This window comes from Ferrimonas futtsuensis DSM 18154, assembly GCF_000422645.1.
Lineage (GTDB): Bacteria > Pseudomonadota > Gammaproteobacteria > Enterobacterales > Shewanellaceae > Ferrimonas > Ferrimonas futtsuensis.
In genome coordinates this window covers 1-24,813 of the sequence record NZ_AUGL01000029.1, presented here as the reverse complement: position 1 = coordinate 24,813, position 24,813 = coordinate 1, and the positions used below count along the sequence as shown (strand labels likewise).

24 protein-coding genes and 1 tRNA gene are annotated in these 24,813 nt (G+C 60.3%); 15 read left to right on the top strand and 10 right to left on the bottom strand.

What is annotated here, in order from left to right; translation table 11 throughout:
* The 6 genes from G505_RS0116460 to pspF all read right to left on the bottom strand — a co-directional run bounded on the left by G505_RS0116460 (position 1) and on the right by pspF (position 6,587).
* Positions 1 to 789 carry an ATP-binding cassette domain-containing protein gene (locus G505_RS0116460; RefSeq protein WP_028110541.1) on the bottom strand — a complete coding sequence of 263 codons (789 nt, stop codon included), beginning with the start codon at positions 787 to 789 and terminating at the stop codon, positions 1 to 3.
* Positions 786 to 1,781 (bottom strand): oligopeptide/dipeptide ABC transporter ATP-binding protein, encoded by a 996-nt coding sequence (locus G505_RS0116455; protein ID WP_028110540.1) that lies wholly within the window; start codon positions 1,779 to 1,781, stop codon positions 786 to 788. Before G505_RS0116455 ends, G505_RS0116460 begins: the two co-directional genes overlap by 4 nt.
* Complete coding sequence (locus tag G505_RS0116450) at positions 1,781 to 2,671, bottom strand: ABC transporter permease subunit (RefSeq protein ID WP_028110539.1); 891 nt, start codon at positions 2,669 to 2,671, stop codon at positions 1,781 to 1,783. The genes G505_RS0116455 and G505_RS0116450 overlap by 1 nt, the downstream gene beginning before the upstream one ends.
* Positions 2,658 to 3,689 carry an ABC transporter permease subunit gene (locus tag G505_RS0116445; protein ID WP_028110538.1) on the bottom strand — a complete coding sequence of 344 codons (1,032 nt, stop codon included), beginning with the start codon at positions 3,687 to 3,689 and terminating at the stop codon, positions 2,658 to 2,660. Before G505_RS0116445 ends, G505_RS0116450 begins: the two co-directional genes overlap by 14 nt.
* Positions 3,689 to 5,293, bottom strand: coding sequence for an ABC transporter substrate-binding protein (locus tag G505_RS0116440; protein WP_028110537.1), 1,605 nt, complete (start codon positions 5,291 to 5,293; stop codon positions 3,689 to 3,691). The genes G505_RS0116445 and G505_RS0116440 overlap by 1 nt, the downstream gene beginning before the upstream one ends.
* Positions 5,294 to 5,519: 226 nt before the next feature.
* Positions 5,520 to 6,587 carry a phage shock protein operon transcriptional activator gene (pspF, locus tag G505_RS0116430; protein WP_028110536.1) on the bottom strand — a complete coding sequence of 356 codons (1,068 nt, stop codon included), beginning with the start codon at positions 6,585 to 6,587 and terminating at the stop codon, positions 5,520 to 5,522.
* 186 nt (positions 6,588 to 6,773) lie between these two features.
* Between pspF and pspA the strand changes: the two genes are divergently transcribed.
* The 13 genes from pspA (at position 6,774) to maiA (ending at position 18,900) form a co-directional block, all read left to right on the top strand.
* Positions 6,774 to 7,442, top strand: coding sequence for a phage shock protein PspA (gene pspA, locus G505_RS0116425; RefSeq protein ID WP_028110535.1), 669 nt, complete (start codon positions 6,774 to 6,776; stop codon positions 7,440 to 7,442).
* A 28-nt stretch (positions 7,443 to 7,470) separates the two neighbouring features.
* Positions 7,471 to 7,701, top strand: coding sequence for an envelope stress response membrane protein PspB (gene pspB / locus G505_RS0116420; RefSeq protein ID WP_028110534.1), 231 nt, complete (start codon positions 7,471 to 7,473; stop codon positions 7,699 to 7,701).
* Positions 7,691 to 8,074 carry an envelope stress response membrane protein PspC gene (gene pspC / locus G505_RS0116415; RefSeq protein WP_028110533.1) on the top strand — a complete coding sequence of 128 codons (384 nt, stop codon included), beginning with the start codon at positions 7,691 to 7,693 and terminating at the stop codon, positions 8,072 to 8,074. Before pspB ends, pspC begins: the two co-directional genes overlap by 11 nt.
* 62 nt (positions 8,075 to 8,136) lie before the next feature.
* Complete coding sequence (locus G505_RS0116410; RefSeq protein ID WP_028110532.1) at positions 8,137 to 9,534, top strand: YcjX family GTP-binding protein; 1,398 nt, start codon at positions 8,137 to 8,139, stop codon at positions 9,532 to 9,534.
* Positions 9,531 to 10,520 carry a YcjF family protein gene (locus G505_RS21850; protein ID WP_169628229.1) on the top strand — a complete coding sequence of 330 codons (990 nt, stop codon included), beginning with the start codon at positions 9,531 to 9,533 and terminating at the stop codon, positions 10,518 to 10,520. Before G505_RS0116410 ends, G505_RS21850 begins: the two co-directional genes overlap by 4 nt.
* Positions 10,521 to 10,666: 146 nt before the next feature.
* On the top strand, positions 10,667 to 11,875 hold the full coding sequence (locus G505_RS0116400; RefSeq protein ID WP_028110531.1) for a trans-sulfuration enzyme family protein: 1,209 nt from the start codon (positions 10,667 to 10,669) through the stop codon (positions 11,873 to 11,875).
* Positions 11,872 to 12,663, top strand: coding sequence for a phenylalanine 4-monooxygenase (gene phhA / locus G505_RS0116395; protein WP_028110530.1), 792 nt, complete (start codon positions 11,872 to 11,874; stop codon positions 12,661 to 12,663). The genes G505_RS0116400 and phhA overlap by 4 nt, the downstream gene beginning before the upstream one ends.
* Before the next feature lie 28 nt (positions 12,664 to 12,691).
* On the top strand, positions 12,692 to 13,030 hold the full coding sequence (locus G505_RS0116390; RefSeq protein ID WP_028110529.1) for a 4a-hydroxytetrahydrobiopterin dehydratase: 339 nt from the start codon (positions 12,692 to 12,694) through the stop codon (positions 13,028 to 13,030).
* A gap of 204 nt (positions 13,031 to 13,234) precedes the next feature.
* A complete protein-coding gene (gene tyrR / locus G505_RS0116385; protein WP_028110528.1) occupies positions 13,235 to 14,782 on the top strand; it encodes a transcriptional regulator TyrR in 1,548 nt (515 codons plus the stop codon).
* A gap of 202 nt (positions 14,783 to 14,984) precedes the next feature.
* Positions 14,985 to 16,052 (top strand): 4-hydroxyphenylpyruvate dioxygenase, encoded by a 1,068-nt coding sequence (gene hppD / locus G505_RS0116380; RefSeq protein ID WP_028110527.1) that lies wholly within the window; start codon positions 14,985 to 14,987, stop codon positions 16,050 to 16,052.
* 65 nt (positions 16,053 to 16,117) lie between these two features.
* The gene (locus G505_RS0116375; protein WP_028110526.1) at positions 16,118 to 17,248 is read left to right on the top strand and encodes a homogentisate 1,2-dioxygenase; all 1,131 of its coding nucleotides are present in this window, start codon (positions 16,118 to 16,120) and stop codon (positions 17,246 to 17,248) included.
* A 10-nt stretch (positions 17,249 to 17,258) separates the two neighbouring features.
* On the top strand, positions 17,259 to 18,239 hold the full coding sequence (locus G505_RS0116370) for a fumarylacetoacetate hydrolase family protein (protein WP_028110525.1): 981 nt from the start codon (positions 17,259 to 17,261) through the stop codon (positions 18,237 to 18,239).
* Between the two features lie 16 nt (positions 18,240 to 18,255).
* Positions 18,256 to 18,900 carry a maleylacetoacetate isomerase gene (gene maiA, locus G505_RS0116365; protein WP_028110524.1) on the top strand — a complete coding sequence of 215 codons (645 nt, stop codon included), beginning with the start codon at positions 18,256 to 18,258 and terminating at the stop codon, positions 18,898 to 18,900.
* Between the two features lie 97 nt (positions 18,901 to 18,997).
* Here the strand turns inward: maiA and G505_RS0116360 are convergent, their stop codons facing one another.
* Entirely contained in the window at positions 18,998 to 19,885 is an 888-nt protein-coding gene (locus tag G505_RS0116360; RefSeq protein ID WP_028110523.1) for a LysR family transcriptional regulator, read from the bottom strand.
* Positions 19,886 to 19,993: 108 nt separating this feature from the next.
* Between G505_RS0116360 and G505_RS0116355 the strand changes: the two genes are divergently transcribed.
* Complete coding sequence (locus G505_RS0116355; protein WP_028110522.1) at positions 19,994 to 21,460, top strand: carboxypeptidase M32; 1,467 nt, start codon at positions 19,994 to 19,996, stop codon at positions 21,458 to 21,460.
* On the opposite strand, the gene G505_RS21845 is transcribed toward G505_RS0116355, so the two are convergent.
* Positions 21,408 to 22,658, bottom strand: a complete 1,251-nt coding sequence (locus tag G505_RS21845; protein WP_051216362.1) for an MFS transporter — start codon at positions 22,656 to 22,658, stop codon at positions 21,408 to 21,410. The genes G505_RS0116355 and G505_RS21845 overlap by 53 nt on opposite strands.
* A gap of 177 nt (positions 22,659 to 22,835) precedes the next feature.
* On the opposite strand from G505_RS21845, the gene yfcC reads away from it, so the two are divergent.
* Positions 22,836 to 24,293, top strand: a complete 1,458-nt coding sequence (gene yfcC / locus G505_RS0116345; protein WP_035385508.1) for a putative basic amino acid antiporter YfcC — start codon at positions 22,836 to 22,838, stop codon at positions 24,291 to 24,293.
* A 72-nt stretch (positions 24,294 to 24,365) separates the two neighbouring features.
* Here yfcC and G505_RS0116340 read toward each other — a convergent pair whose 3' ends face one another.
* Both G505_RS0116340 and G505_RS0116335 read right to left on the bottom strand, forming a co-directional pair.
* A complete protein-coding gene (locus tag G505_RS0116340) occupies positions 24,366 to 24,593 on the bottom strand; it encodes a hypothetical protein (protein WP_028110520.1) in 228 nt (75 codons plus the stop codon).
* A gap of 141 nt (positions 24,594 to 24,734) precedes the next feature.
* A tRNA-Val gene (locus G505_RS0116335) sits at positions 24,735 to 24,810 on the bottom strand.
* Positions 24,811 to 24,813 lie beyond the last annotated feature (3 nt).

Sequence of the window (24,813 nt, the reverse complement as noted above, 5' to 3'; positions counted from 1 at the left end):
TTACACCGGCTGCTCGATAGTGAGCATCTGCTCCTCCAGCAGCCTGCGGGTGTACTTATGCTGTGGGTTGGCGAACACCTCTGTGGTGCGCCCCTCCTCCACCACCACGCCCCGTTTCAGGACGATCACCCGGTCGCTCATGTGCCGCACCAGGCCCAGGTCGTGGGACATCAGGATGTAGCTCAGCCCCAGCTTCTGCTGCAGCTCCAGCAGCAGATTGACACACTGGGCCCTCAGAGAGGAGTCCAGTCCGGACAGCGCCTCATCCGAGATGATCACCTTGGGTTCCAGCATCAGTGCCCGGGCGATGGCCACCCTCTGGCGTTGACCGTGGGAGATCATATGGGGGTAGAAGTCACCGTGCTCCCGCAGCAGCCCCACCTTCTTCAGGATGCGGTTGATCGTTTGCTGACGCTCCTCCTTGTCCTGGCTGGTGTTGAACTTCAGTGGCTCCTCCAGCAGCTGGCCTATACGCTGTCGTGGGTTCAGCGAGGTGGTGGTGTCCTGGAAGATCATCCGGATCAGGCTGCAGCGGCGCTTGTGATCCATCATCTCCAGATGTTCTCCGTCGAGCAGGATCTCGCCACTGCTGCGCTGTTCGGCGCCGGCCAGGATTTTGGCCAATGTAGTACGGCCGGAGCCCGCTTCCCCGACGAAGGCCAGCGTCTCTTTGGGGTAGAGGTCGAAGGAGATCGGCTCCAGCGCGGTGTCGTACACTTTGCGAAAGCGCCGGTAACCCGCCGGGAACTTCTTGGACAGGTTCTTCACCTGCAGCAGGGGCTCGGTCATTTTCTCTCCTCCTCCGCCTGCAGCGGAAAGTGGCAGCGGAAGGCATGGCCGTTCTTGGTGGCGATCCGCGGAGGGTTCACGCATTCACGGCGGGCGTGGGGGCAGCGCGGCCCGAGACGACAGCCGATGGGCAGGTGTTGCAGCGGCGGGATCATCCCCTCCAGAGTGTTCAGTTGCCGCTTGGGCAGAACCGACATGTTGGCACTGGGGGCACTGGCGATCAGGGCCTGGGTGTAGGGGTGGCGAGGCCCTTTGATCAGGGCCTTTACCGAGCCGGATTCCATCATCTGACCACAATAGAGCACACTCAGGTTGTGGCTCCAGCGGGCCACCGAGTTGAGGTCGTGGCTGATCAGCAAGATGGCCACGCTCTTGGTCTGGTTCAACTTGGCCAGCAGGCGGTAGATCTGGGCTGCCGTTGCCGTCTCCAGCCCGGTGGTGGGCTCATCGGCGATCAGCAGCTTAGGACGGTGGGACACCGCCATGGCGATCATCACCTTCTGCGCCAGTCCCTCAGACAGTTCCCAGGGAAAGGCCCGCATCACCCGGGCGTGGTCTTTCACCCCTACCCGGTGCAGCAGGTCGATGGCCATCTCCTTGCGCGCCTTGGGGCGCTTCCACCACGACAGTTCATCGAAGTCCGGCATCGCCTCGATCAACTGGCCGCCGATGCGACTGCCGGGATCCAGGCAGGAGCCCGGCTCCTGGAAGATCATGGCGATCTCCCGCCCCATCAGCTTGCGCCTTTTGTTGATGGACATGGTCAGCAGATCTTCACCTCGCCAGCTCAGGCGGTCGGCGATGATGCGGGTGCGCTTGTCGGTGATGCCCATGATCGCCTGGGCCAGCAGGCTCTTGCCTGAGCCGGACTCGCCCACCAGGCCATGGATTTCACCCTCCTGCAGGGTCAGGCTGAACTTCTCTACTGCCACCAGCCAGCCGTGGGGCGTGTTCAGCTCAATGGTGAGGTTTCGGATGTCGAGCAGATGCATCAGCCGCGGCCCTCCAGCAGGGCCTGGCGCAGCCCCTCACCCACCACATTGGTGGCCAGAACGCTGAACAGAATTGCCATGCCCGGCATGGTCACCGTCCAGGGGGCGGTCAGCAGGTTGTCCAGCCCCTGCTCTACCATGGCACCCCACTCGGGGGAGGGGGACTGTGCTCCCAGGCCGATGAAGCCGAGGGCAGCGATATCCAGGATGGCCACGGAGAACGCCAGGGTGGTCTGCACGATCACCGGATTCCACACATTGGGCAGGATGGAGTCGTAGAACACCTGCCAGGTGCCGGCACCGTCCAGGCGGGCCGCCACCACGTACTCTTTCTGCACCTCTTCGTGAACCGCGTTGTGCACGGTGCGCACAAAGCGGGGCACCAGGGAGAGCCCCACTGCCCAGATGACGTTGTCCAGTCCGGGTCCCAGGACGGCGGCAAAGAGAATTGCCAGCACCAGGGAGGGCATGGAGAGCAGGGTGTCCAGCAGGTGGGAGAGCACACTGGCCTTCAGGCCCTTGGTCATGCCCGACAGGCTGCCAATCAGGAAGCCGCACACCAGCGAGAGCAGCACAATCACCAGGGCATAGCCAAAGGTGAGGTGGGCCCCCTGCAAAATCCGCGAGAACAGGTCCCGGCCCAGGTCGTCCGTACCCAGGAAGTGTTCCACCGATCCGGCATCGGCCCAGGAGGGGGGCACCAGCAGGGCAGAGGGGTCCTGATAGGAGGCGGAGTAGGGGGCGACGAAGGGGCCCAGCAAGCTCATGGAGAGGATCAGCATCAGCACCCACAGTCCGATCAGTGACAGGGGGTTACGGGTAAAGCTCTCCCAGATGGTCTGCCACAGGGAGGGGATCTTCTCCTCGTAGTAGATATTAACGTTGCCCATAGATCTCTTTCCGGCTGATGGGGTTGAGCGTGGTGTGGGCCACGTCAAACATGATGCTCAGGAATACGATGAACAGGGAGATGGTCAATACCCCTCCCTGCAGAGCGGTGTAGTCCCCCTGGCGCAGGGCCGCCACCAGCCAGGCACCCACGCCCGGCCAGGAGAACAGCAGCTCCACGATGATGATGGAACTGGCGATGGGACCCAGTTGCAGCGCCAGCACCCGCAGCACTGAGGACAGGGCGTTGGGCAGGGCATGGTTCATGATTAGCTTGTACCTGGAGATCCCCCGGGCTTCCAGGGCGCGGATATAGTTCTTCTCCAGCTCTTCCGCCAGGGCAAAGCGGGTAATGCGGATGATGATGGTCAGGGGCAGTACCATCACCACCGACATCGGCAGCACCAGGTGGGCCCAGGCGTCGGCCATGGCGGCCCCCCGCGAGGGGCCGTCGGAGAGGAAGATGTCCACCAGCAGTAGGCCACTGAAGTCGGGGATGTCGTACATCAGATTGATTCGCCCGGAGGCGGGCAGCCAGTCAAACTGGATGCCAAAGGTGATGATCTGCAGCAGCCCCAACCAGAACACCGGCAGGGAGAACCCCACCAGGGTCAGGGTCATCACCACCCGTTGTACCGTGGCGTTGCGACTCAGGGTGGCCAGCATGCCGATGGGGATGCCGACAAGCAGGGCCAGCCCAACGGAGAGCATCCCCAGCTCCAGGGTGGCGGGCAGCACTTGCAGCAGCTGTGCGGCGATGGCCTCCCCCGAATCCATGGAGACGCCGAAGTCACCGCGCAGGCGGGTGCTGACGTAGGCCACATAGCCGACGATGGGCCCGTGTTCCAGCTTGTAGGTATGGTTGATTTCAGCCAGTTCGGCGATGCTCGGGTCGCGCACACCGGACAGGTTGGCCACCTGGTCGCCGGGCAGGGCCAGGGTGACCGAGTAGACCACCGCAAACAGCATCAGGGTGGTAAGCACAAACAGGTTTATACGTCGCAGCAGGTAGCTCAGCATCAGTTTACCCTCTTAACCTGGCCAAAGCGGATGCCGCCTACGGTCGTCAGGATGGGCCCCTCCAGGTGGCGCATCCGCCCCAGGGTTCGGGTGGCGTGGGCCAGAGGCAGCAGAGGCACCTGCTGCACCAGGTGTTGCTCCAGCTGATGGTACTGGATGCGACGCATGGTCCGATCCTCATTGCTTCTGGCCTGCTGCAGCAGGGCATCAAACTCGCGGCTGCACCAGCGAGCGTGGTTGGTGCCGGAGACCAGGCCGCTGCAGCTCAGGATGGGAGTGAAGAAGTTATCAGGATCCGTGTTGTCGGCGTTCCAGCCCAAGAGTACCGAGTCGTGCTCTGCCTGACGCAACATGGTGGTAAACAGGCTCCAGTCGTAGCTTTTAATGATCACCTCGACACCAATGGCAGCAAGATCCTGCTGAATCAGTTCGGCAGTCTTGATGGCGTTAGGGTTGTAACTTCGGCCAATGGGAGGTGCCCAGATCTCCAGGCTCATGCCCGCCAGCCCCGCCTGGTTTAGCAGGGTGCGTGCCAGTTCGGGGTTGTAGGGCAGCTCGGTGGTGCCCTCCTGGTAGGCCCAGGAGATGGGGGGCAGAAGGCCGGCGCCCCGGGCGGCGGTGTTGTGGTAGACCGCCTTGAGGATCTTCTGCCGGTCTACCGCCATGGCCAGGGCCCGGCGTACCGTCAATTGATCGAAGGGGGGCTTCTGGGTATTGAACGCCCAGTAGGCTACGTTGAAGCCGGGTTGGGCTTCCAACTGCAGGTCGTCGTACTCCTGCAACAGCGAGAGCTGGCCCACCTGTGGCAGGGCGGCCACATCACAATCACCGCCAATCAGCTTGATCATCCGCCCGGTGGCGTTGGGGGTGATGTCGAAGATCAGCTGCTCCATGGCCGCGGGGCCAAGGAAGTAGCCGGGGTGGCGCTTATAACGCACAAAGCGGTTTTTCTTATACTCCACCAACTGGAAGGGGCCGGTGCCTATGGGCTGATGGTCGATCAGCTCCATCTCTCCATCCCGGTAGAGTTGCTGACCATACTCCGCCGAGAGAATGACGGCGAAGTCGGTGGCGATGTTGGTGAGGAAGGTGGCATCGGGCTGGCGCAGCTCAAATTCCACCTGGTGGTCATCCAGCCGGTGGACCGCCAGCAGGTTCTCGGCCAGTTCTATGCTCTGAAAGAAGGGGTACTGACCACCGCCCACGCTGTGATAGGGGTGATCGCTGTCGGTCATTCTGTTGAAGCTGAACAGCACATCGTCTGCGTTAAAGGGGCGATTGGGAGTGAAGCGTTCGTTGCTTTGAAACCAGACATCACGGCGAAGAGTGAAACGGTAATGGCGGCCATCTTCAGAGATCTGCCAGCTTTCGGCGAGCTCAGGCATCAGCTTGCCGCTGACGTCATCAAACCCCAGCAGCCGGTTGTAGATCTGCTTGGAGCTGGCGTCCAGGGTACTGCTGGAGGTAACCAACTGGGGGTTAAACAGCTCCGGGTTGGCCTCGGAGCAGTACACCAGTCCCTGGGTGGGGGCGGAATCGGTACGACTGCAACCCTGGGTGAGGGAGAGCAGCAGCAGCGCCGCGAGAACACGAAAGTGAGTCATTGGGTTAACTGACGTTTCTGGGATCCAGCTAGTGTATCAAAGCCAGGGACTAGGGTCACCTGACCTGGCGGGTGTTTCTCTTTTCGGTGTGAAATTTGCCCTTGAGAGCGACGTCATCCAGGCCCTTCCGGGGACCGCCCGGGATGAGCAGGTCCCAGGCCATCTGGCGGCGCCAACGCCAGACAGGTTGGGGAAGAAGGCCCAGCAAAGGTCCGCAAGCAGGCAGCTACAGCAGGTCGTACTTCTTCAAAATACCCCGCAGCTGATGGTAACTCAGTCCCAGCATCTCGGCGGTGCGCTTCTGGTTGAACTGGCTCTCCTCCAATGCCTGCTTGAGCAGGTCCACTTCGAATGACTGCACCGTCTCCTTGAAATCCAGGGGCAGCACGGGTTTGCCATTGGTTGCGCTGCTTTGCGGAGCCGCGGGCGTCGCCGGCTCCGGGGCAACAGGGGCGGTGGAGACCGGCGGCGGACTCTGCCTGTCCTGGGTCTTAACCCGCTGCTCTGGCCGCCAGGGGGACTGGAAGGGATCCAGGATGATCTGGTGCACCGGCAGGGTGTCATTGTTGTGACGGTATACGCTGCGCTCCACCACGTTCTTCAGCTCGCGAACGTTGCCGGGCCAGTGGAAATCCAGCAGGGTTTGTCTGGCCGTGCTGGTGAAACCGGGAAACATCGACATGTGCAGCTGGCGGGCCATATTGATGGCAAAATGCTCTGCCAACAGCAGGATATCTTCGGTGCGCTCTCTCAGTGGCGGTAGGGTAATGACGTCAAAGGCCAGCCTGTCCAGCAGGTCGGCACGAAACTCGCCCTGCTCCGCCAGGTCCGGAAGGTCCTCGTTGGTGGCGCAGATAAGGCGCACGTCGGTGCGGACGCTGCGGCTACCGCCCACCCGTTCAAACTCGCCATATTCGATGACCCGCAGCAGTTTTTCCTGGATCAGCCCCGAGGTGTTGGCCAGTTCATCCAGGAAAAGGCTGCCTTTATGGGCCCGTTCAAACCGCCCTTCGTGACGCTTTCCTGCGCCGGTAAAAGCGCCTGACTCATGGCCAAATAGTTCACTTTCAAGTAGATTCTCATTAAGTGCGGCGCAGTTCAGGGTGATATAGGGCTGCTCCCAACGGCTGGAAAGAAAGTGCAGTCGTTTGGCGATCAGCTCTTTGCCTGTCCCCCGTTCGCCGATGATGAGCACCGGCTTATCCAGAGGCGCTACCTGAGACACGTGGTCCAAAATACTGAGAAAGGCGTTGGATTCGCCTATCAGGTTGTCTTGTTTGCGAGAGTTGGCCATCGGTCCCTGATGTAGTGTGATTGGCTAATTGTTAGTGGATTTCATAATAGGGACTGGAAGGCTCAAAATAAAGGGATTTAAAAATTCCCTTTAATAACAGTGGTATAAAGGTCTGTGAAAAGTTGGCACGCTTCCTGTAGCACTAAGGGCAAGAGGGCCATTACAGACTTTTAGAGGAAAGAGATTATGGGTATTTTTTCAAGGTTTGCCGACATCGTAAACTCCAACATCAGCGCCCTGCTGGACAAGGCGGAAGATCCGGAGAAGATGGTTCGCCTGATCATTCAGGAGATGGAAGACACTCTGGTTGAAGTACGCTCCACCTCCGCCAAAGTACTGGCCGAGAAGAAGGAAGCGATTCGCCGCATCGAGCGTGCCGAGGCCCAGGTAGAGGATTGGGCCTCCAAGGCGGAGCTGGCCCTGAGCAAGGATCGTGAAGACCTGGCCAAGGCGGCTCTGATGGAGAAGCAGAAAGGCGCCGAGCTGGTGGACACCCTCAAGCGTGAGCTGGTCTACATCGAAGAGCAGATTGAGCGTCTGAAGCAGGAGATCAACCAGCTGCAGGACAAGCTGAATGACGCCCGCGCCCGTCAGAAGACCATCATCATGCGCAAGCAGACTGCCAGCTCCCGCCTGGACGTGAAACGCCAGCTGGATACCGGCAAGATTGACGAAGCCATGATGAAGTTCGATCAATACGAGCGTCGCGTGGAAACCCTCGAAGCGGAAGTGGAAGCCCACGAAATGATGCAGCCCAAGTCCCTGGAGGATGAGTTCGCTGCCCTGGCCGCCGAAGAGAAGATCAATGATGAACTTGAGCAGATGAAGAAGAAGCTCAAGAAGAAGAAAGACTGATTAGGGAGGAGTCGGAATGGAAGAGATCATGGGTTTACTCATTGCGCCGCTCATTATATTTCTGCTGATTGTGGCGCCCATCTGGCTCATCCTGCACTACCGGAGCAAGAAGCAACTGGCTCAGGGGTTGAGCGAGGAGGAGTATCAGCAGCTGAACCAGCTGCTGACCCGGGCGGACAAGATGAGCGAGCGTATTCAGACTCTGGAAGCGCTGCTGGACCAGGAATCACCGGAATGGAGGACCAAGCATGAAGGATAAACCACGTCAGTTGGTTCGACTGCCGGAGCAGGGCAAGGTGGCCGGGGTCTGTGCCGGTCTTGCCGAGCACTTTAATCTGGAGGTGTGGCTGGTTCGTATCGTGACTCTGTCCGCCATCCTGCTGACCGGCATCTTCAGCCTGCCCCTGCTGCTCTACATCATTGCCTGGGTGTTACTGGATAAGGGAAGTACCCGTCAGGAGACGCACCAGCCTGAGTTGAAAACCAAGGTGTGGCAGGCCGGTGATTCACCCCAGAAGGCGATGACGGAGGTCAGCACCCGTTTCCGCAACCTGGAGTTGCGTCTTCGCCGGCTGGAGAAGCACGTCACCTCCGATGCGTTCCACCTGAAGCGCGAAATCAACAATCTCTAACCTCTCGGGCTCGGTTTGGCAACCGGGCCCAACCTTCTTCTGTCCCACCAAGCAGTGATCCTATGAGTGCCATCAAACACAGGGTAAAACGTCTCACAAGCCAACTGGAAGAGGTCGCCCAGCGGGGCATGGACCGCCACATCCGCCTGGGGGTGACCGGCATCTCCGGGGCGGGAAAAACCGCCTTTATCACCGCCTTGGTCAATCAGTTGCTGCAGGCGGAGAGTCATCAACTGCCCGCCTGGCAGGTGATGGCCCAAAGCCGCTACCTGGGCGGGCGTATCGCCCCGCAGCCAGACCTGACCCTGCAGCCCTTTGATTACAATGGTGCCATCGCCTGCCTTCGGCAGGCGCAGCCGCTGTGGCCCCCTTCGACCCGCACCATCAGTGAGATTCGTCTGGCGCTGCGCTATATGCCGGACAAGGGGCTGGCGGGGCAGATAGGTCGGCCGGTCACCCTCTATCTGGACATCATCGATTATCCCGGCGAGTGGCTGCTGGATCTGCCTCTGATGCAGCAGGAGTATGAGCAGTGGTGCGATCAGATCTGGCCTCAGTTGCAGCTGCCCGCCTGGCGAGAGCTGACCGAGGCTTGGTGTGCTCGTGCCAGCAGTCTCAGCAGCGAGGCCACCGAGAGTGACATCGCCGAATTGGCTCAGGAGTACGCCAGCCTGCTGCTCTTGCTGAAACAGCAACGCGGAGCCAGCCTGCTGCAGCCGGGCCGCGCCCTGTTGCCAGGCGAGTTGGCCGGCGCTCCGGTCCTGGAATGGTTCCCGCTGCCGCCGGCGAAGCTCAACAGTCTCGGCGAGGAGTCGAGCTTGCGTCAGACCCTGGTGTCACGCTATCAGGCATACCGGGATCAGGTGGTCACCCCCTTCTTTCGGGACTATTTTGCCAGGTTGGATCGCCAGGTGGTGCTGGTGGACTGCCTCTCTGCCCTCAATCAGGGGCGGGACCAGGTGGAACAGCTGGCCCAGACTCTGCAGGCCCTGAGCCACAGCTTCCGCTACGGACCGGGCTCAGTGGTCACCCGGCTGTTCCGGCCCAAGATTGACCGGGTGCTGTTTGCCGCGACCAAGGCGGACCACCTGACGGTGGATCAGCACCACAATCTGCTGCAGTTGATGCACAGCCTGATGAAGTCATCCCGGCGCCAGCCCAGGTACTTTGGTACCCAGATGGAGACCCTGGTGCTCAGCGCCATCAACGCCACCCGCCAGGGTCAGGTGGAGCGCGACGGCCGCACCGTATCGGTGATCTCCGGCACCGATCTGAGCGGTACCAAGAGTGTTCGCTTTCCCGGTGAGGTGCCGGCAGCCCTGCCGGGCAACGGCTTCTGGCAGCAACAGGGCTTTTGCTTTCAGCCTTTCAGTCCGCCTCGATGGGATGGACAGGATGCGCTGCCCCACATGAGGCTGGATTACGCCCTGCAGTTTCTCATTGGAGACAAGATGCGATGAAACCCATTAAGGCTGCCGAAGAGTTCAGCCCCGAGCTGGAGACCGAGATACACCCCATGGAGGAGGCCGAGGCTGCTGTGGAGCCCGTCGAGGTCCTTCCCCCAAAAAGGCGTATGGGCTGGTGGGGCAGGGCAGTGTTGGCCAGCGGCGCCGCGCTGATATTGGTCGAGAGTGGCTTCACCCTGGTTCGGGCCTGGGCGCAGAGCCCCTGGCTGTTCGGTCTCTATGCGCTGTTCTTTGCCCTGGCCCTGGGAGGCTTGTTGACCCTGAGTGTCAGGGAGCTGTCCCGATTGCGCCACCTCAAGACGCGCCAAAGCCTGAGAGAGGAGCTGAATCCCCTGGTCAGCAGCGAGCAGATGGGGGCGGCCATGCCTCTGCTGGAGGGGCTGAAGCAGGAGTTGCCCGGTGCGACGCAGCGCTGGCCGGAGTTTGAACGTTGCCAGCAGCCTCACCACAGCGATGCGGAACTGCTGCAACTGGCCAACACCACCCTGGTGGCGCCCCTGGATGAACAGGCGGAGACCATCATCTATCGCTATTCCGCCCAGGCCTCGGTGATGTTGGCGGCCAGTCCCTTGGCGGTATTGGACATGGCGCTGATGTTGTGGCGCAACCAGAAGATGCTCGATGAGCTCTCCAGGCTCTATGGGGTCGAGCCCGGCTACCTTGGCCGCCTCTCCCTGGTGCGGCAGATGCTGGTGAATCTGATCTATGCCGGCGGCAGCGAACTGGTGTTGGATCTGGGGGGGCAACTGCTCACCGCCGAGCTGACCGGTAAGCTGTCCGCCCGGGTCGCCCAGGGATTGGGGGCAGGCATGCTGACCGCCCGCCTGGGCTATCAGGCCCAGGCCCTTTGCCGGCCCCTGCCGCTGATCTCCCCCAGACCCAAGTTGCTCAAGGTGCAGGGCAGGTTGCTGGGCGAACTCACCCGGTGGTCCGCCGGAGCCCTGAAACGGGCCCGGGAAACCGCCGATCGTAACAAATAATTTACATTAAACCGTGAGAGGATTTTTCCTTCAGGCTGTTGCCTTGAGGCCGCTGGATTATGGTAGGGCTATAAAAGTGCGCCCCAGATCACGAATCTGATACACATAAATCCAATTAAGGGGTGCGTATTGGGGAGTTAAGCAACATGGCTTCAAAGATGCATCCGGAGACGGCGGTGATTCACGCCGGTCACCTCCGCGAACCTCAGGGCAGTCTGGTGTCGCCCTTATATCAGTCGGCCACCTTCGTGTTCGACGACGTACAGACCGGTTCTGCCCGCTTCGCCGGGGAGCAGACCGGGCCCATCTACACCCGCCTGGGCAATCCTACGGTGGCGGAGTTCGAACGCCGCATGGCTCACCTGGAGGAGTCCGAGGGGGCCATCGCCTTTGCCAGCGGCATGGCCGCGGTCTCCGCCGTGTTCCTGGGATTGCTCAGCAGTGGCGATCACCTGATCTGCAACACCTGCCTCTACGGCTGTACCCACTCCCTGGTGAGTGAGCAGTTGCCCCGGTTTGGCATCGAGGTCACCCAGGTGGATTTCGCCGACCTGCAGGCGGTGGAGGCGGCCATCCGGCCCAACACCCGCATGCTGTTCCTGGAATCCCCGGTCAATCCGCACCTGGCGGTGTATGACCTGGCAGCGGTGGCCGGCCTGGCCAGCCGCAGGGGGCTCACCTCGGTGGTGGACAACACTTTCATGACCCCGTTGCTGCAGCGGCCCAAGAGCCTGGGCATCGACATCGTGCTGCACAGCGCCACCAAGTATCTCAACGGCCATGGCGACGTCATTGCCGGGGTGGTGTGCGCCGACGGTGAATCGCTGGAGCTGATGCGTCACCGCAGCCTTAAGGACATTGGTGGTGTGTTGTCCCCCCACGACGCCTGGCTGATCCTCCGGGGCATGAAAACCCTGGCACTGAGGATGGAGCGCCACTGCCTCAATGCCCAGACTCTGGCGGAGTTTTTGGAGGGGCACCCCGCGGTGACCCGGGTCTACTACCCTGGGCTCAAGACGCATCCGGGCTACCACCTGCTGGGCAGCCAGATGGGAGGGGCCGGAGGCGTTCTGGCGCTGGAGCTGAACGCGGACTTCGATGCGGCGGTGGCGTTTGTGAATCGCCTTAAGCTGTTCAACATCGCCGTCAGCCTCGGGGACGCGGAATCCCTGGTGCAGCATCCCGCTTCCATGACCCACGCCACCTATGACGTGGAGGACAGGGAAAAGGCCGGGATCAGCGATACCCTGATTCGCCTCTCTGCCGGACTGGAAAACGCCGAGGACCTGCTGACTGACCTGCGCCAGGCCCTGGCGCCCCTGAGCCAGAGCAGCACCCTGGAGGAGGCCCTATGAAAGGCACCAGCTATGTTGCCCGTCAACCGGATGAGCAGGGCATCATTCACTACAGCGAGGAAGAGAACCGGATCTGGAGCGAGCTGCTGGCCCGCCAGATGACCTGGCTGCCAGGGCGTGCCTGTGACCAGTATCTGGAGGGGCTGCGCAAGCTGAACCTTCCGACGGATCGCATCCCCCAGCTGGCGGAAGTGGACGCCGTACTGGAGCAGGCCACCGGTTGGCGTACCGCTCAGGTGCCGGCGCTGATCTCCTTCCAGCATTTCTTCGAGCTGCTGGCGGACAAGCAGTTTCCCGTGGCCACCTTTATTCGCAGCCGGGAGGAGTTTGACTACCTGCAGGAGCCGGACATCTTCCACGAGATCTTCGGCCATTGCCCGCTGCTGACCAACCCGGCGTTTGCCCACTTCACCCACACCTATGGCAAGCTGGGGCTGGCCGCCTCGCCCAAGGAGAGGGTCTTTCTGGCCAGGCTCTACTGGTTTACTGTGGAGTTTGGTCTGGTGCAGACCGAGCAGGGGCTGCGCATCTATGGCGGCGGCATCCTTTCCTCCCCGGGTGAGACCCGTTATGCCCTCTCGGACGAGCCTGAGCGGGTGGGCATGTCGGTGCTGGATGCCCTGCGCACTCCCTACCGCATCGACATCATGCAGCCCATCTACTATGTACTGAATCACCTGGACGACCTGTTCGACATCGCCGAACTGGATCTCATGTCCCTGGTCAAGCAGGCCCAGGAGTTGGGGCTGCACGAGCCTAAATTTCCGCCAAAACAAAAAGTAAGCTAAGGGCTACAGGCCCTAAAGGGAAAAGCTAATGTCTGAATTGTCACAAATGAAATGCGAAGCCTGCCAGGCCGGTGCGCCCACCGTATCCGATGAAGAGCTGGCGCAGCTGATGCGGGAGATCCCCGACTGGTCCACGCCGGTGCATGACGGGGTCATGCAGCTGGAGCGGGTCTATAAGTTCAAGAACTTCAAGCTGGCCTGGGCCTTCTCCAATAAGGTGGCGGAGCTGGCGGAGGCGGAGTTCCACCACCCCGGTATCCTGCTGGAGTGGGGCAAGGTGACCGTCACCTGGTGGACCCACGCCATCAATGGCCTGCACAAAAACGATTTCATCATGGCGGCCAAAACCGACCAGCTTCTGGACTGAGCCCAGGTCCACAGTTCAGGGGGCACCAGGAGGTGCCCTTTTTCATGGCTGGATTCTCAGCAGGCAAGGTCAAAATGGATGCCAACAGCTCCGAGCTCTGCTCAAAAAATGCCCAATAAATTGTAAACAATTACTGACAGCGTAGTGCGCTCTGACGAATAGAGGTATCATGAGCCTTTATCGAACAGCAATTTAGGACCTTTTATGCGCCTGGAAGTGAGTTGTGACGACCGCATCGGGTTGGCCAGGGCGATTCTGGAAGTGCTGGAGCAGCACCAGATAAACGTCAATGCCATCGATGCTGAGAGTCAGGGCTACATCTATCTGCAGTTGCCGGATTTGAGCTTCGATGAACTCGCCGTACTGCTGCCTATCCTGCGTAAAATTGACGCGGTAAAGGATGTCCGCACCGTTCCCTTCATGCCTTCCGAGCGCGAGCATTATGCTCTGGAAACCCTGCTCAGCACTCTGCCCGACGCGGTGCTCTCCATCGACACAAAACTGAAGGTCACCATGGCCAACGACTCTGCGGTGGCGATCCTCGGCAGTGACCGCGAAGAGGTGGAGGGGCAGTTGCTCAGCAACTGGGTTCAGGGGTTCGGTTTCCAGCGCTGGCTGCAGTCCGAGGAGGTGCTTCCTCAGGCCAGTCGCGTACAGGTCCAAGGCAGTGACTATCTGGCGGAGATGTTCCCCATCCACCTGCCCGAGGCCGGCTCCGAAGGAACCTCCCTGGCCGGTGCCGTGGTGTTGCTCAAGTCCCCCTCCCGGGTAGGCAAGCAGTTCAACGCCCTGCAGCAGCAGGTGACAGGTTTCGATACCGTACTGGCCCAGAGCGATAAGATGAAGGCGTTGCTGGAGCAGGCCAGACGAATGGCCCAGTTGGAGGCTCCCCTGCTGATCAGTGGCGAGACCGGTACCGGCAAAGAGCTGATGGCCCGTGCCTGTCACGACGCCAGCCTGAGGGCGGAAAAGTCCTTCGTCGTGATCAACTGCGCTTCCCTGCCCGATGCAGTGGCGGAGAGCGAGCTGTTCGGCCTGGCGTCCGCGCCGGGTCAGCCCATCAAGAAGGGGGTGATCGAGCAGGCCAACGGCGGCACCATCTTCCTGGATGAGGTGGCGGATATGTCTGCCCAACTGCAGGTGAAGCTGCTGCGGTTCATTCAGGATGGCCGTTTCCGTCGGGTCGGGGACGACGAGGAGATCGCCGTGGATGTGCGCATCATCTGTGCCAGTCAGAAGGATCTCTCCGATCTCTGTCAACAGGGCAAGTTTCGTGAAGACCTCTACTACCGCATCAATGTGCTCAACCTGATGCTGCCGCCTCTGAGGGAGCGCCAGGCGGACATCGTTCCCCTGGCAGAACTGTTCCTGGAACACTACAGCCAGCAGTTGGGCAGCCCTTCCCGTCAGCTCTCCGGTGAGTGCCGCGAATTCATTCGCCACTACGCCTGGCCGGGCAACGTGCGCCAGCTCAAGAACGCCCTGTTCCGGGCGGTCTCAATGGCCGAGGGCATGGGAGAGATCGGCTCCGACGATCTGCGCCTGCCCGCCTGGACCGAAGGCTTTGGCTACTTCGATCAGGAGTTCGAAGGCACCCTGGAGCAAGCGGTCAAGCAGTTTGAGTCCAGCCTGCTCAGGCGGCTCTATCCAGCCTATCCCAGTACCCGTCAGTTGGCCAAGAAGCTGGGGGTGTCCCACACAGCCATCGCCAACAAGCTGCGGGAATACGGCATAGGCAAGAAGCGTAAGTAATTGATTTAATACTGCTATGTCACCCCTGTAAACCAGGGGTGACATCTTCTCCTCCCCCTCTCTTTCCTGTGATCTCTGTCACGTCCTGCCATCCTTTGTTAGCGTTTGGTTACCAGCGTGTCGGCAATTCGTTGCCGTCCACCATGGACCGTCTCACCCGAATCAGAAGGACGGCCAATAGCGATCAACAAGGGAGAAGAAAATGACCTCTATGGATTACAACCCTCTGGGGACCGATGGCTTCGAGTTTGTGGAGTACACCGCCCCCAACGCCGAGGGTATTGGCAAGCTCAAGCAACTGTTTGCCCTGCTGGGGTTCACTGAGATCGCCAAGCACCGCAGTAAGGAGGCCTGGCTCTACCGCCAGGGGGACATCAACTTCATCATCAACGCCCAGCCCCACAGCCAGTCCGCCGAGTTTGCCGCCGCCCACGGCCCCTCCGTCTGTGGCATGGCCTGGCGGGTGCAGGATGCCGGCAAGGCTATGGACCATGCCCTGGCCAACGGTGCCGAGCGTTTCGAAGGCAACATCGGTCCCATGGAGCTGAACATCCCGGCGGTGCACGGCATCGGTGACTCCACCCTCTACTTTGTCGACCGCTACGGTGACCAGAGCATCTACGACGTGGATTTCCAGTTCTATCCTGACTGGCAACAGACCCTGGCCGCCAATGACAAAGGGCTTATCGAGATCGATCATCTGACTCACAATGTGTTTCAGGGCAACATGAACAAGTGGGCCGGCTTCTACGAGCGCATCGGCAACTTCCGTGAGATCCGTTACTTCGACATCGAAGGCAAGCTCACGGGTCTGGTGAGCCGGGCCATGACCGGTCCCTGTGGCAAGATCCGCATCCCCATCAACGAATCCTCCGATGACAAGTCGCAGATTGAGGAGTACCTGAGGGAGTACAAAGGGGAGGGGATTCAGCACATCGCCCTGACCACCGAGGACATCTACCAGACCGTGGCCGATCTGCGTGCCGGTGGCATGGACTTTATGCCCACTCCGGACACCTACTATGAGAAGGTCAACGACCGGGTGGAAGGCCATGGCGAAGACGTGGACCGTCTGCGTGACCTGCGCATTCTCATCGACGGCGCGCCGATGAAAGATGGCATCCTGCTGCAGATCTTTACTCAGACCGTCATTGGCCCTGTGTTCTTCGAGATCATTCAGCGCAAGGGTAACGAGGGCTTCGGTGAGGGCAACTTCAAGGCCCTGTTCGAGTCCATCGAGGAGGATCAGATCCGCCGCGGCGTCATCTGATGCAAGTGGCTGGGACGCGTTGACCGACGCGTCCCGGGATCTGAGATTTTGCCAAGGAGGTCTCCATGAGAAAGTGGATCAGTTTCCCCCACAAGGAGGGAACCGTCTCCCGTCAGGCCCATGCGGATCTGCCCGAGGAGGCGATCTATGAGCGTGAAGCGGGCCGGGCCGGGTTTTTCGGGCCCGCGGCTCACTTCCATCACCGCCACCCGCCCACGGGCTGGAGCGAGTGGCAGGGGCCCCTGCGCCCCAGAGCCCTGGATCTGAACCGCCAGCCAGAGCGTGCGCCTGTCCCCTGGCAGGTACCGGCGTTCCTGCACAACAACCATTGCCAGATGCGTCTGTGGCATCTGGACTCCGACATGACCGAACTGATGCGCAATGCCGACGGCGATGAGCTGATGTTTGTCCATGCCGGTCGCGCCGAACTCTACTGCGACTACGGCCACATGACCCTGGAAACCGGGGACTATCTGATGATGCCCCGCTCCACCATGTGGCGCCTGGAGGTGATTGAGCCTCTGCAGCTTCTGATGATTGAAGCCACAGGTGACAGCTTCCAGCTCCCCGATAAGGGGCTGGTAGGACCCCATGCCATCTTCGACCAGGCGATGCTGGATCTGCCCCAGATCAATGACCGTTTCTTGGCACAGCAGAATGAAACGCCCTGGCGGGTCAACATCAAACGCCTGGGGGCGTTCTCTGCGGTCAGTTACCCCTTCAACCCCCTGGATGCCATAGGCTGGCATGGTGACCTGGCGCCGGTGCGCATCAACTGGCGGGACATTCGTCCCCTGATGAGTCACAGGTACCACCTTCCCCCCTCGGCCCACACCACCTTTGTGGCCAGTCGGTTCGTGGTGTGCACCTTTGTGCCCCGGCCCATCGAGAGTGATCCTGGCGCTCTCAAGGTACCCTTCTATCACAACAACGATGACTACGATGAGGTGCTCTTCTATCACGCCGGAGATTTCTTCAGCCGGGACAACATCGAGGCGGGCATGGTCACCTTCCACCCCTGTGGCTTCACCCATGGTCCACACCCCAAGGCCTTTGCCGCCGGCCAGGCCTATGCCAAGAAGTTTACCGACGAGGTGGCGGTGATGGTGGACACCAGGGATCCCCTGGAACTGTCTGAGCAGGCCCAGGCCCTGGAAAACCCCGACTATGCCAACAGCTGGCAGGTGACCGAATAAGGAACAACAGATGAAATTAGCCACCCTGAACAACGGCAGCCGCGATGGCGAGTTGATGCTGGTCAGCCGGGATCTGACCCGGGCCGTCTCCGCCGTGGAGATCGCGCCCACCCTGCAGGCTGCCCTGGACAACTGGAGCGTGGCCAGGCCTCTGCTGCAGGCCCGTTACCAGATGCTCAATGACGGTGCCCTGGGCGATGCCATCCCCTTCGAGCAGCAGGCGTGTCACTCTCCCTTGCCAAGGGCCTTTCACTGGGCCGACGGCAGTGCCTATGTGAACCATGTGGAATTGGTGCGTAAGGCGCGGGGCGCCGAGATGCCCGAATCCTTCTGGACCGATCCCCTGATCTACCAGGGGGGGTCGGACACCTTCCTGGCGCCCTATGAGCCGATCCGCATGCCCACCACCGACTGGGGGGTGGATTTCGAGTCGGAGATTGCGGTGATCACCGACGATGTCCCCATGGGCATCAGCCCTCAGGGGGCCATGGACCACATCAAATTGCTGATGCTGGTTAACGATGTGTCTCTGCGTAACCTGATCCCCGGTGAACTGGCCAAGGGGTTTGGCTTCTATCAGTCCAAGCCCTCCAGCGCCTTTTCGCCGGTGGCTGTCACCCCGGATGAGCTGGGAGAGCACTGGACGGACGGCAAGGTCAACCTGCCCCTTGTGACTCACCTCAACGGAGAGTGCTTCGGCCGCCCCGACGCCGGTGTAGACATGACCTTTAATTTCCCCACCCTGGTGGCTCACGCCGCCAAGAGTCGTCCCCTGGGCAGCGGCACCATCATCGGTTCAGGGACTGTGTCCAACTACGATCGCAGTGCCGGCTCCTCCTGTCTCGCCGAGAAGCGGATGCTGGAGATCATCGACCAGGGCAAGCCGGTGACACCATTTATGCAATTTGGTGATATCGTCAGAATTGAAATGCTTGATTCTCAGCACAATTCCATATTTGGTGCTATAGAACAAAGACTGGAAGAGTCTTAGGGAGTCCCCGTTGCCGATGCTCAAATTGTACGGATACTGGCGATCCAGCGCGGCCTACCGGGTTCGGATCGCCTGCGCCCTGAAAGGGCTGGAGTACGAGAACATCTCGGTCAACCTGGTCAACAACGGCGGAGAGCAGCTTCAGCCCTGCTATGGTGTGCTCAACCCTAACCATCTGGTGCCCACCCTCCAGGATGGGGACCTGATTCTCAATCAGTCTCTGGCGATCATCGAGTATCTGGATGAAGCCTATCCTGAACCTTCGCTGCTGCCCGATGAACCCACGCGACGTGCCCGTGCCCGTGCACTGGCTCAGAACCTGGCCATCGACTGCCACCCCCTGAACAACCTGAGGGTCCTTAAGTACCTCACCGCTGAGTTGGGGGTGACGGATCAGCAGAAGATGGCGTGGTACCACCACTGGCTCAAGACCGCCTTTGCCGGGTTTGAGCTGCAACTTGAGCAGAGTGCCGGGCTCTATTGTGTGGGAGATCAGGTCACCATGGCGGACCTGTGTCTGGTCCCCCAGGTCTACAATGCCGAACGCTTCCAGTTGCCCATGGCGGAGTACCCGCTCATCAACGGCATTGTTCACCGCTGCCGGGAGTTGAGCCCCTTCGTTCAGGCGGCGCCGGAAAACCAGCCGGATGCAGTCACCTAGATCATCAGTTAGGCTGGTTATCGAGTGCCTGGGCTGTTGACAAAAGAAAGGCCGGTATGCACCGGCCTTTTTTATATAGAAAACAGTTAGATTAGATCTAAATCGACTTGGCGCTGTCCCGCTGTTCCAGCAGGAAGTCCAGGAAGGTACGGTCTGCCTGGGTCAGGGCGCGGCCCCGTTTCCAGGCCACATGCAGATCCATAAACAGTGGCTCGGCAAAGGAGACCGCCTTGATCTGCGGATCGTTGTCCACCACCATCTTCAGCACCGTGGTGATGGCGAAGCCCTGACGGACAATGGAGCGAATCAGCTCAATCAGGTTGGTTTCAAAGGCCAGTTGCGGTTCCTTGTTGTGGGCCTTGGCCATCTGGTCCATCCGCTCCCTGTGGTAGTAGCCGCGTTTGAACATCACCAGTTCATGTTCGAGGAACTCATCAAACTTGACCGACTCCTGCTCCGCCAGGGGGTGGTCCAGGGCACAGGCAACAATCATCTCCTCCTTGGTCAGAGGGATGGTTTCCAGGGTAGGCTGGGTATCTCCGTCGATAACAATGCCGATGTCAATCTCGTCCCGTTCAATCATCGACTGAATTTCGCGGGTACCAGCCTCTATCAGGGAGAGCTTGAGCTCGGGATACCTGTGGTGGAAAGCCATCAGCAGCGCAGGGAAGTAGTAGGAACCGATCATGCCCGGCAGGGCGATCTTCACCTCGCCGCGACCCAGTTGTTGCAGTCGGGTCATGGCGGACTCGGCCAGTTCGACCCGGGAGAGGATCTCCTTGGCGTGGGGCAGCAGTTCCTGCCCCTCGGCGGTCAACTGGACGCGCTTGTCCTGACGGTGCAGCAGCACCAGGCCCAGCTCAGTTTCCAGCTTCTTGATGGCGGTACTCACCGCAGGTTGAGCCACGCCCAGGATGCGTGCGGCCCGGGTGAAACTGCTTTGCTCGGCGACAGTGACGAAGTTGCGTAGTTGACGGAGGTCCATAACGGATTCTTTCTTTTTTTAAGAATTAATATAATTGATTTATTACTATGCCAAACAAATGCGCTATTACCTAACGAATTTTTAAGCGCAATTAGCAAGGATGGATCCATGACACAAAGCTCGAGTGACTTGACGCAACTATTTACCGGGATCTGTCGGCTGGAGCACGCTCTCGCCCTGATGGAATGGGATCAGGCAACCCTCTGCAGCGAGGCAGGCCAGGCCGCGAGAGGGGAGGCGATGGCGGAGCTCCATTCCGAGATTCATCGTCGTCTCAATCAGTCCTGGGTCGCCGAGGCCCTGGCGCAGGCACCCAGTGACACCGCTGAGCAGCGGAGAATGCTGACCCTGATGTCCCGGCGTCACAAGGAGGCAACTCTGTTGGATGAGGCCTTCGTCCGTCGCAAGGTCACCCTGTCGGTGGCCTGTGAAACCGCTTGGCGACGGGCCAGGGAGGAGAACCATTTTTCCTACTTTGCCGACGCCTTTACGCCTTTGTTGACGCTGCTCAAGGAGGAGGGCGTCAGGCGAGCCGAGCCCGGCGAGCCACTTTATCAGGCGTTGTTGAAGAAATTTGAACCCGACCTGAGCCTGGACGGGCTCAATGCCCTGTTCGCCCCTGTCGAGGCGCAGTTGCCTGAGCTGATTCAGCAAGCCAGTGCCCGCAGCGCACAGCGCACTGCCGAGCCTCTGCCCCGCATCGGCGTGGAGGAGCAGAAGCGGGTGGCCGAGCGCCTGGCGCATCAGTTGGGGTTTGATCCTGACGCTGGGCGCATCGATGTCAGTACCCACCCCTTTACTGCCGGGGTGCCGGGGGACATTCGCATCACCTCCAGATACGACAGGGACAACCTGCTCTCCGGTTTCTACTCGATGATCCATGAAGTGGGTCATGCCAGATTTGAACAGGGGATCGACAGCAGGTGGCACCAGACCCCCATGGCCAGAGTCCAGTCCGCCGGGCTGCATGAAGCCCAGGCTCTGGCGTTTGAGATGCAATTGGCCCGGGAACCTGAATTTCTGAAGTGGCTGTCACAGCGGCTGCAACAGGAGTGGGGAAGCCACGCCGGGTTGAGTGCGGCCAATCTTCAGGCTCATGTGCACAGGGTGACTCCTAGCTTGATCCGGGTGGAGGCGGATGAGGTGACCTATCCTGCCCATATCCTGCTGAGGCTGCGCCTGGAGCAGGCACTTCTGTCCGGGGACCTTCCCCTGAATGATCTGCCGGATGCCTGGAACCGGGGAATGGAACAGTTGCTTGGGGTGACACCGTCTAACGACAGAGAGGGGTGCCTGCAGGATATTCACTGGTGCTTCGCCGAATTTGGTTACTTCCCCAGTTATGCCCTGGGGGCCATGCTGGCGGCACAGCAGTTTGAAGGGCTAAGGCAGCAGACTGGCTGGCAGCAGCCGGTGCCGGAACGTCACCTCTGGGTGTGTGATCAGCTGTCACAGACAATCTGGCACCGAGGTGGCAGCCAGGATCTGAACCAGGCGGCTCTGGACATCAGCGGCAGCCCGCTTAGTGCCGAGCCCCTGCTGACCCATTTGCGTCGCCGCTATCTGGAGGATTAATCTCGGCGGTTTCCCCTGCCAGGCCATGGCGACTCAGACGATGGAACTGAAGGGCCGCCAGGATGCCCAGCAGGGCGCTGAGCATCAGCACCAGTCGGGTGTCGACCAGGGCCAGCAGGGCGCCCAGGATGGCGATCACCACGTTGCCCAGGCAGAACACCGTGGTCAGCAGCCCCATCAACTGCCCCTGGCCGTCGCTGCCCTGTGCCTGCTCGGACAGGTAACTGGGCACCATGGCATTGAATAGGGCGATGCCTGCGCCTGCGGCCACGAAACTGGTGATGTAGTGGCCTGAACCGTAGGGGAAGCTGGCGATGGCCAGGGCGAACAGCACCATACCCACCAGAGCCGAGGGCACCAGCCCCAACATGCGCTTGACCTTCATGGTCGCCAGAGTCGCCGTGGCGATCATCGCACTGGTAAGCAGTACCGTGGCCCAGGCGATCTGCTGACTGTCGAAGGACAGGTACTCCACCAGCCACACCGGGTAGAACTCGTAGAAGCCATTGAGCCCCAACATCAGCAGCAGATAGCAGCCAAAGAAACTGCGGTACTTGGGTTGGGTCAACAGGCTAAGGCTGCTGCCCTGTCCCGGCTTTATCCCTTTGGGGTTGTCCGCCGGCAGGGCAATCAGTATCAGCCCCAGCGCCGCTGCGCAGGCCAGGGCTGCGACCCAGAACGCCAGGCTGGCGCCCAGGGGCAGCAACATGCCGCCCACCAGGGGCCCCACCAGATAGCCGGCATAGCCCATGGCACTCAGATAAGAAAAGGCGCGGGTGCGGTCGATTCTGGGGTGCAGGTCTGCCGCAATGGCCCGTGCCACCGACAGATTGCCCTCAAACAGCCCGGTGAGCAATCGACTCAGGGCGAACAGGGAAAAGCTGCCCAGGCTGATGGACCAGGCGGTCAGGCCGTAACTCAATGCGGCCCCCAGCATAGTCCAGGCCAGTACCCGTTTGCGCCCCGCCCTGTCGGACCAGGCACCGATGTAGTTCCCACCGATGAGAATACCCACAGGGTAGATGGCCAGAGCCCCGCCCAGAAGCAACTTGGGCGGCAGCCCCAGGAACTGTCCGACCGGGTGCCCCAGGTCCAGGAACAGGGGAGCCAGGATCGGGTAGGGCAGGGCGATGCCACTCACGCTGATCAAGGTGATCAGCAGGGTGATGCCAAAGGTGTAGTAGGGGCGAGCGTCCATCTCTCATCCATTATGTAAAGCTAATGATTTATATATTGAGGGTGATTCACCCATCTGTAAAGCCATGGCCGCAAATTTCTCTATCGGGCCTGACTTGGCGCCGGTCACAGGATAAGGTAGTGGCCGCCTGAGCTCGGGTAGACCTCGGGCAGAGAAAAATAACCAGTAGGAGAAGTCATGTCCCGCCCCCTCGCTGCCAGAGTGCCCAATGCTCTGGTCTTGCTCAGTTTCCTCGCGATCCTTGCCTGGTTGGCCACCCTGGTGGTGCCGGCCGGGATGTTTGATGTTCACCAGGTGGGTGATCGTACCCTGTTGGTGGAGGGCAGTTTCCGTTACGCTGAGGAGCCCCTGGCCATGCCCTGGTTCTCCGAAGAGGGGGGCTCCGGCCTGACCAACGTACTCTTTGAAGGCCTGGTCTCCGGCTCCAAATGGGGCAGCGCCATCGGCATCATTGCCTTCCTGCTGGTGATCGGCGGGGCCTTTGGCATCATCATGGCCACAGGCGCCATGGACAGGGCCATCGTCTCCATGATCCACCGCTCGGCGCGCTATCAGGATTTGATGCCCCCGATTCTGTTTCTGCTCTTCTCCCTGGGGGGCGCCATCTTTGGCATGGGGGAGGAGGCGGTGGCCTTCTGCGTCATCCTGGTGCCTATGATGGTGCGCCTGGGCTACGACAGTCTATCCGCGGTGTGTTGCTCCTATGTGGCGACTCAGGTGGGTTTCGGCACCAGCTGGATGAATCCGTTCAGTGTGGCCATTGCCCAGGGGATCGCCGGAGTGCCCGTGCTCTCTGGTGCCCCACTGCGAATGGCGATCTGGTCACTCTTTACCCTTGCTGGCATGCTCTATCTCTACCGCTATGGTCGCCGTATCCGCCGTCAGCCCGAGCTGTCTCCCAGCTACTCATCAGATCAGTATTGGCGTGATCGAAGTGATCAAGGCAACCAGGCCGAGTCCATGGACAATCTGGATAAGGGGATCATTCTGGCTCTGGTGCTGGGCCTGGTCTGGGTCACCTGGGGGGTCATCACCAAGGGGTACTACATCCCGCAGATCGCCGCCCAGTTCATGGTGATCGGCCTGATCATCGGCATCATGGCGCGCCTAGGTGGCCGTTTTACCTCCCTCAATCAACTGGGTGACCAGTTTACCCATGGCGCCGCCATCCTGATGCCGGCGATTCTGGTGGTGGCCCTGGCGAAAGGCATCATCCTGCTCCTTGGGGGGGATAACCCGGCACAGCCCTCGATCCTGAACTCGTTGCTGTACAGCGCAGGCAACGCCTTCGAAGGGCTGGGCACTCAAGCTGCCGCCGTGGTGATGTTCTGGTTCCAGTCGCTGTTCAACGTACTGGTCTCTTCTGGAAGTGGTCAGGCAGCCTTGACCATGCCATTGATGGCGCCTCTTGCCGATATGCTGCAGGTGACTCGCCAGGTGGCAGTATTGGCATTTCAGTTGGGGGATGGCCTGACCAACATCATCATTCCAACCTCTGCCAGCCTGGTGGGGTGCCTGGGTGTGGCCAGATTGGAGTGGCCGCTGTGGGTCGGCTTTATCTGGCGCTTCACCCTGATGATGATGGCAATGGCCACCCTGGTGATGGTGATAGCAACGGTTGTGGGCTATCAGTAAACAACCGGCCCTTGGGGGGCAAGCACTGTGGCTGCCCCCCTGATCGTTCGCGCATTCCTTGCAGGGAGGAGCCTATTGCTCTTCTCCTAGAAGGTGGGCAATCTCATCGGTGGGGATCAGATCCAGGTGCCCCCCTTCATCGAAACACCACCCTTTGATGTACCCCATCGCCTTCATTCGCTCGAAGTTGTCGATAATCACGCCGGCTTCCCGATCGGCGGACGTGGAATCTAGCCCCTGAACATGACGCAGGTACTCCGCAATGCTGCTCCTGGAGGCTGATTGAGAAATATCGGCCATCGTCACTCTCCTATGCTCTTGGTATAAACCTAGTACGAAGAGTGCAGATCGCCAGATGATTTTTAATGGGGGCAGGTGTGGATTGACTTCAAAACGGAGAAACAAAAAAAGCGAGTCCGAAGACTCGCTTTTCTTTTAAGGTGGTGGGCGATACCGGGCTTGAACCAGTGACCCCCTGCTTGTAAGGCAGGTGCTCTCCCAACTGAGCTAATCGCCCACA

Coding starts and splice junctions, on each gene's coding strand:
- G505_RS21850 (WP_169628229.1), top strand. CDS start 9,531: ATGAAACCCATTAAGGCTGCCGAAGAGTTCAGCCCCGAGCTGGAGACC.
- hppD (WP_028110527.1), top strand. CDS start 14,985: ATGACCTCTATGGATTACAACCCTCTGGGGACCGATGGCTTCGAGTTT.
- phhA (WP_028110530.1), top strand. CDS start 11,872: ATGAAAGGCACCAGCTATGTTGCCCGTCAACCGGATGAGCAGGGCATC.
- G505_RS0116450 (WP_028110539.1), bottom strand. CDS start 2,671: ATGGGCAACGTTAATATCTACTACGAGGAGAAGATCCCCTCCCTGTGG.
- pspB (WP_028110534.1), top strand. CDS start 7,471: ATGGGTTTACTCATTGCGCCGCTCATTATATTTCTGCTGATTGTGGCG.
- G505_RS0116400 (WP_028110531.1), top strand. CDS start 10,667: ATGGCTTCAAAGATGCATCCGGAGACGGCGGTGATTCACGCCGGTCAC.
- G505_RS0116440 (WP_028110537.1), bottom strand. CDS start 5,293: ATGACTCACTTTCGTGTTCTCGCGGCGCTGCTGCTGCTCTCCCTCACC.
- G505_RS0116360 (WP_028110523.1), bottom strand. CDS start 19,885: ATGGACCTCCGTCAACTACGCAACTTCGTCACTGTCGCCGAGCAAAGC.
- G505_RS0116455 (WP_028110540.1), bottom strand. CDS start 1,781: ATGCATCTGCTCGACATCCGAAACCTCACCATTGAGCTGAACACGCCC.
- tyrR (WP_028110528.1), top strand. CDS start 13,235: ATGCGCCTGGAAGTGAGTTGTGACGACCGCATCGGGTTGGCCAGGGCG.
- G505_RS21845 (WP_051216362.1), bottom strand. CDS start 22,658: ATGGACGCTCGCCCCTACTACACCTTTGGCATCACCCTGCTGATCACC.
- G505_RS0116370 (WP_028110525.1), top strand. CDS start 17,259: ATGAAATTAGCCACCCTGAACAACGGCAGCCGCGATGGCGAGTTGATG.
- G505_RS0116460 (WP_028110541.1), bottom strand. CDS start 789: ATGACCGAGCCCCTGCTGCAGGTGAAGAACCTGTCCAAGAAGTTCCCG.
- G505_RS0116445 (WP_028110538.1), bottom strand. CDS start 3,689: ATGCTGAGCTACCTGCTGCGACGTATAAACCTGTTTGTGCTTACCACC.
- pspA (WP_028110535.1), top strand. CDS start 6,774: ATGGGTATTTTTTCAAGGTTTGCCGACATCGTAAACTCCAACATCAGC.
- G505_RS0116410 (WP_028110532.1), top strand. CDS start 8,137: ATGAGTGCCATCAAACACAGGGTAAAACGTCTCACAAGCCAACTGGAA.
- pspC (WP_028110533.1), top strand. CDS start 7,691: ATGAAGGATAAACCACGTCAGTTGGTTCGACTGCCGGAGCAGGGCAAG.
- G505_RS0116390 (WP_028110529.1), top strand. CDS start 12,692: ATGTCTGAATTGTCACAAATGAAATGCGAAGCCTGCCAGGCCGGTGCG.
- G505_RS0116355 (WP_028110522.1), top strand. CDS start 19,994: ATGACACAAAGCTCGAGTGACTTGACGCAACTATTTACCGGGATCTGT.
- pspF (WP_028110536.1), bottom strand. CDS start 6,587: ATGGCCAACTCTCGCAAACAAGACAACCTGATAGGCGAATCCAACGCC.
- yfcC (WP_035385508.1), top strand. CDS start 22,836: ATGTCCCGCCCCCTCGCTGCCAGAGTGCCCAATGCTCTGGTCTTGCTC.
- G505_RS0116375 (WP_028110526.1), top strand. CDS start 16,118: ATGAGAAAGTGGATCAGTTTCCCCCACAAGGAGGGAACCGTCTCCCGT.
- maiA (WP_028110524.1), top strand. CDS start 18,256: ATGCTCAAATTGTACGGATACTGGCGATCCAGCGCGGCCTACCGGGTT.
- G505_RS0116340 (WP_028110520.1), bottom strand. CDS start 24,593: ATGGCCGATATTTCTCAATCAGCCTCCAGGAGCAGCATTGCGGAGTAC.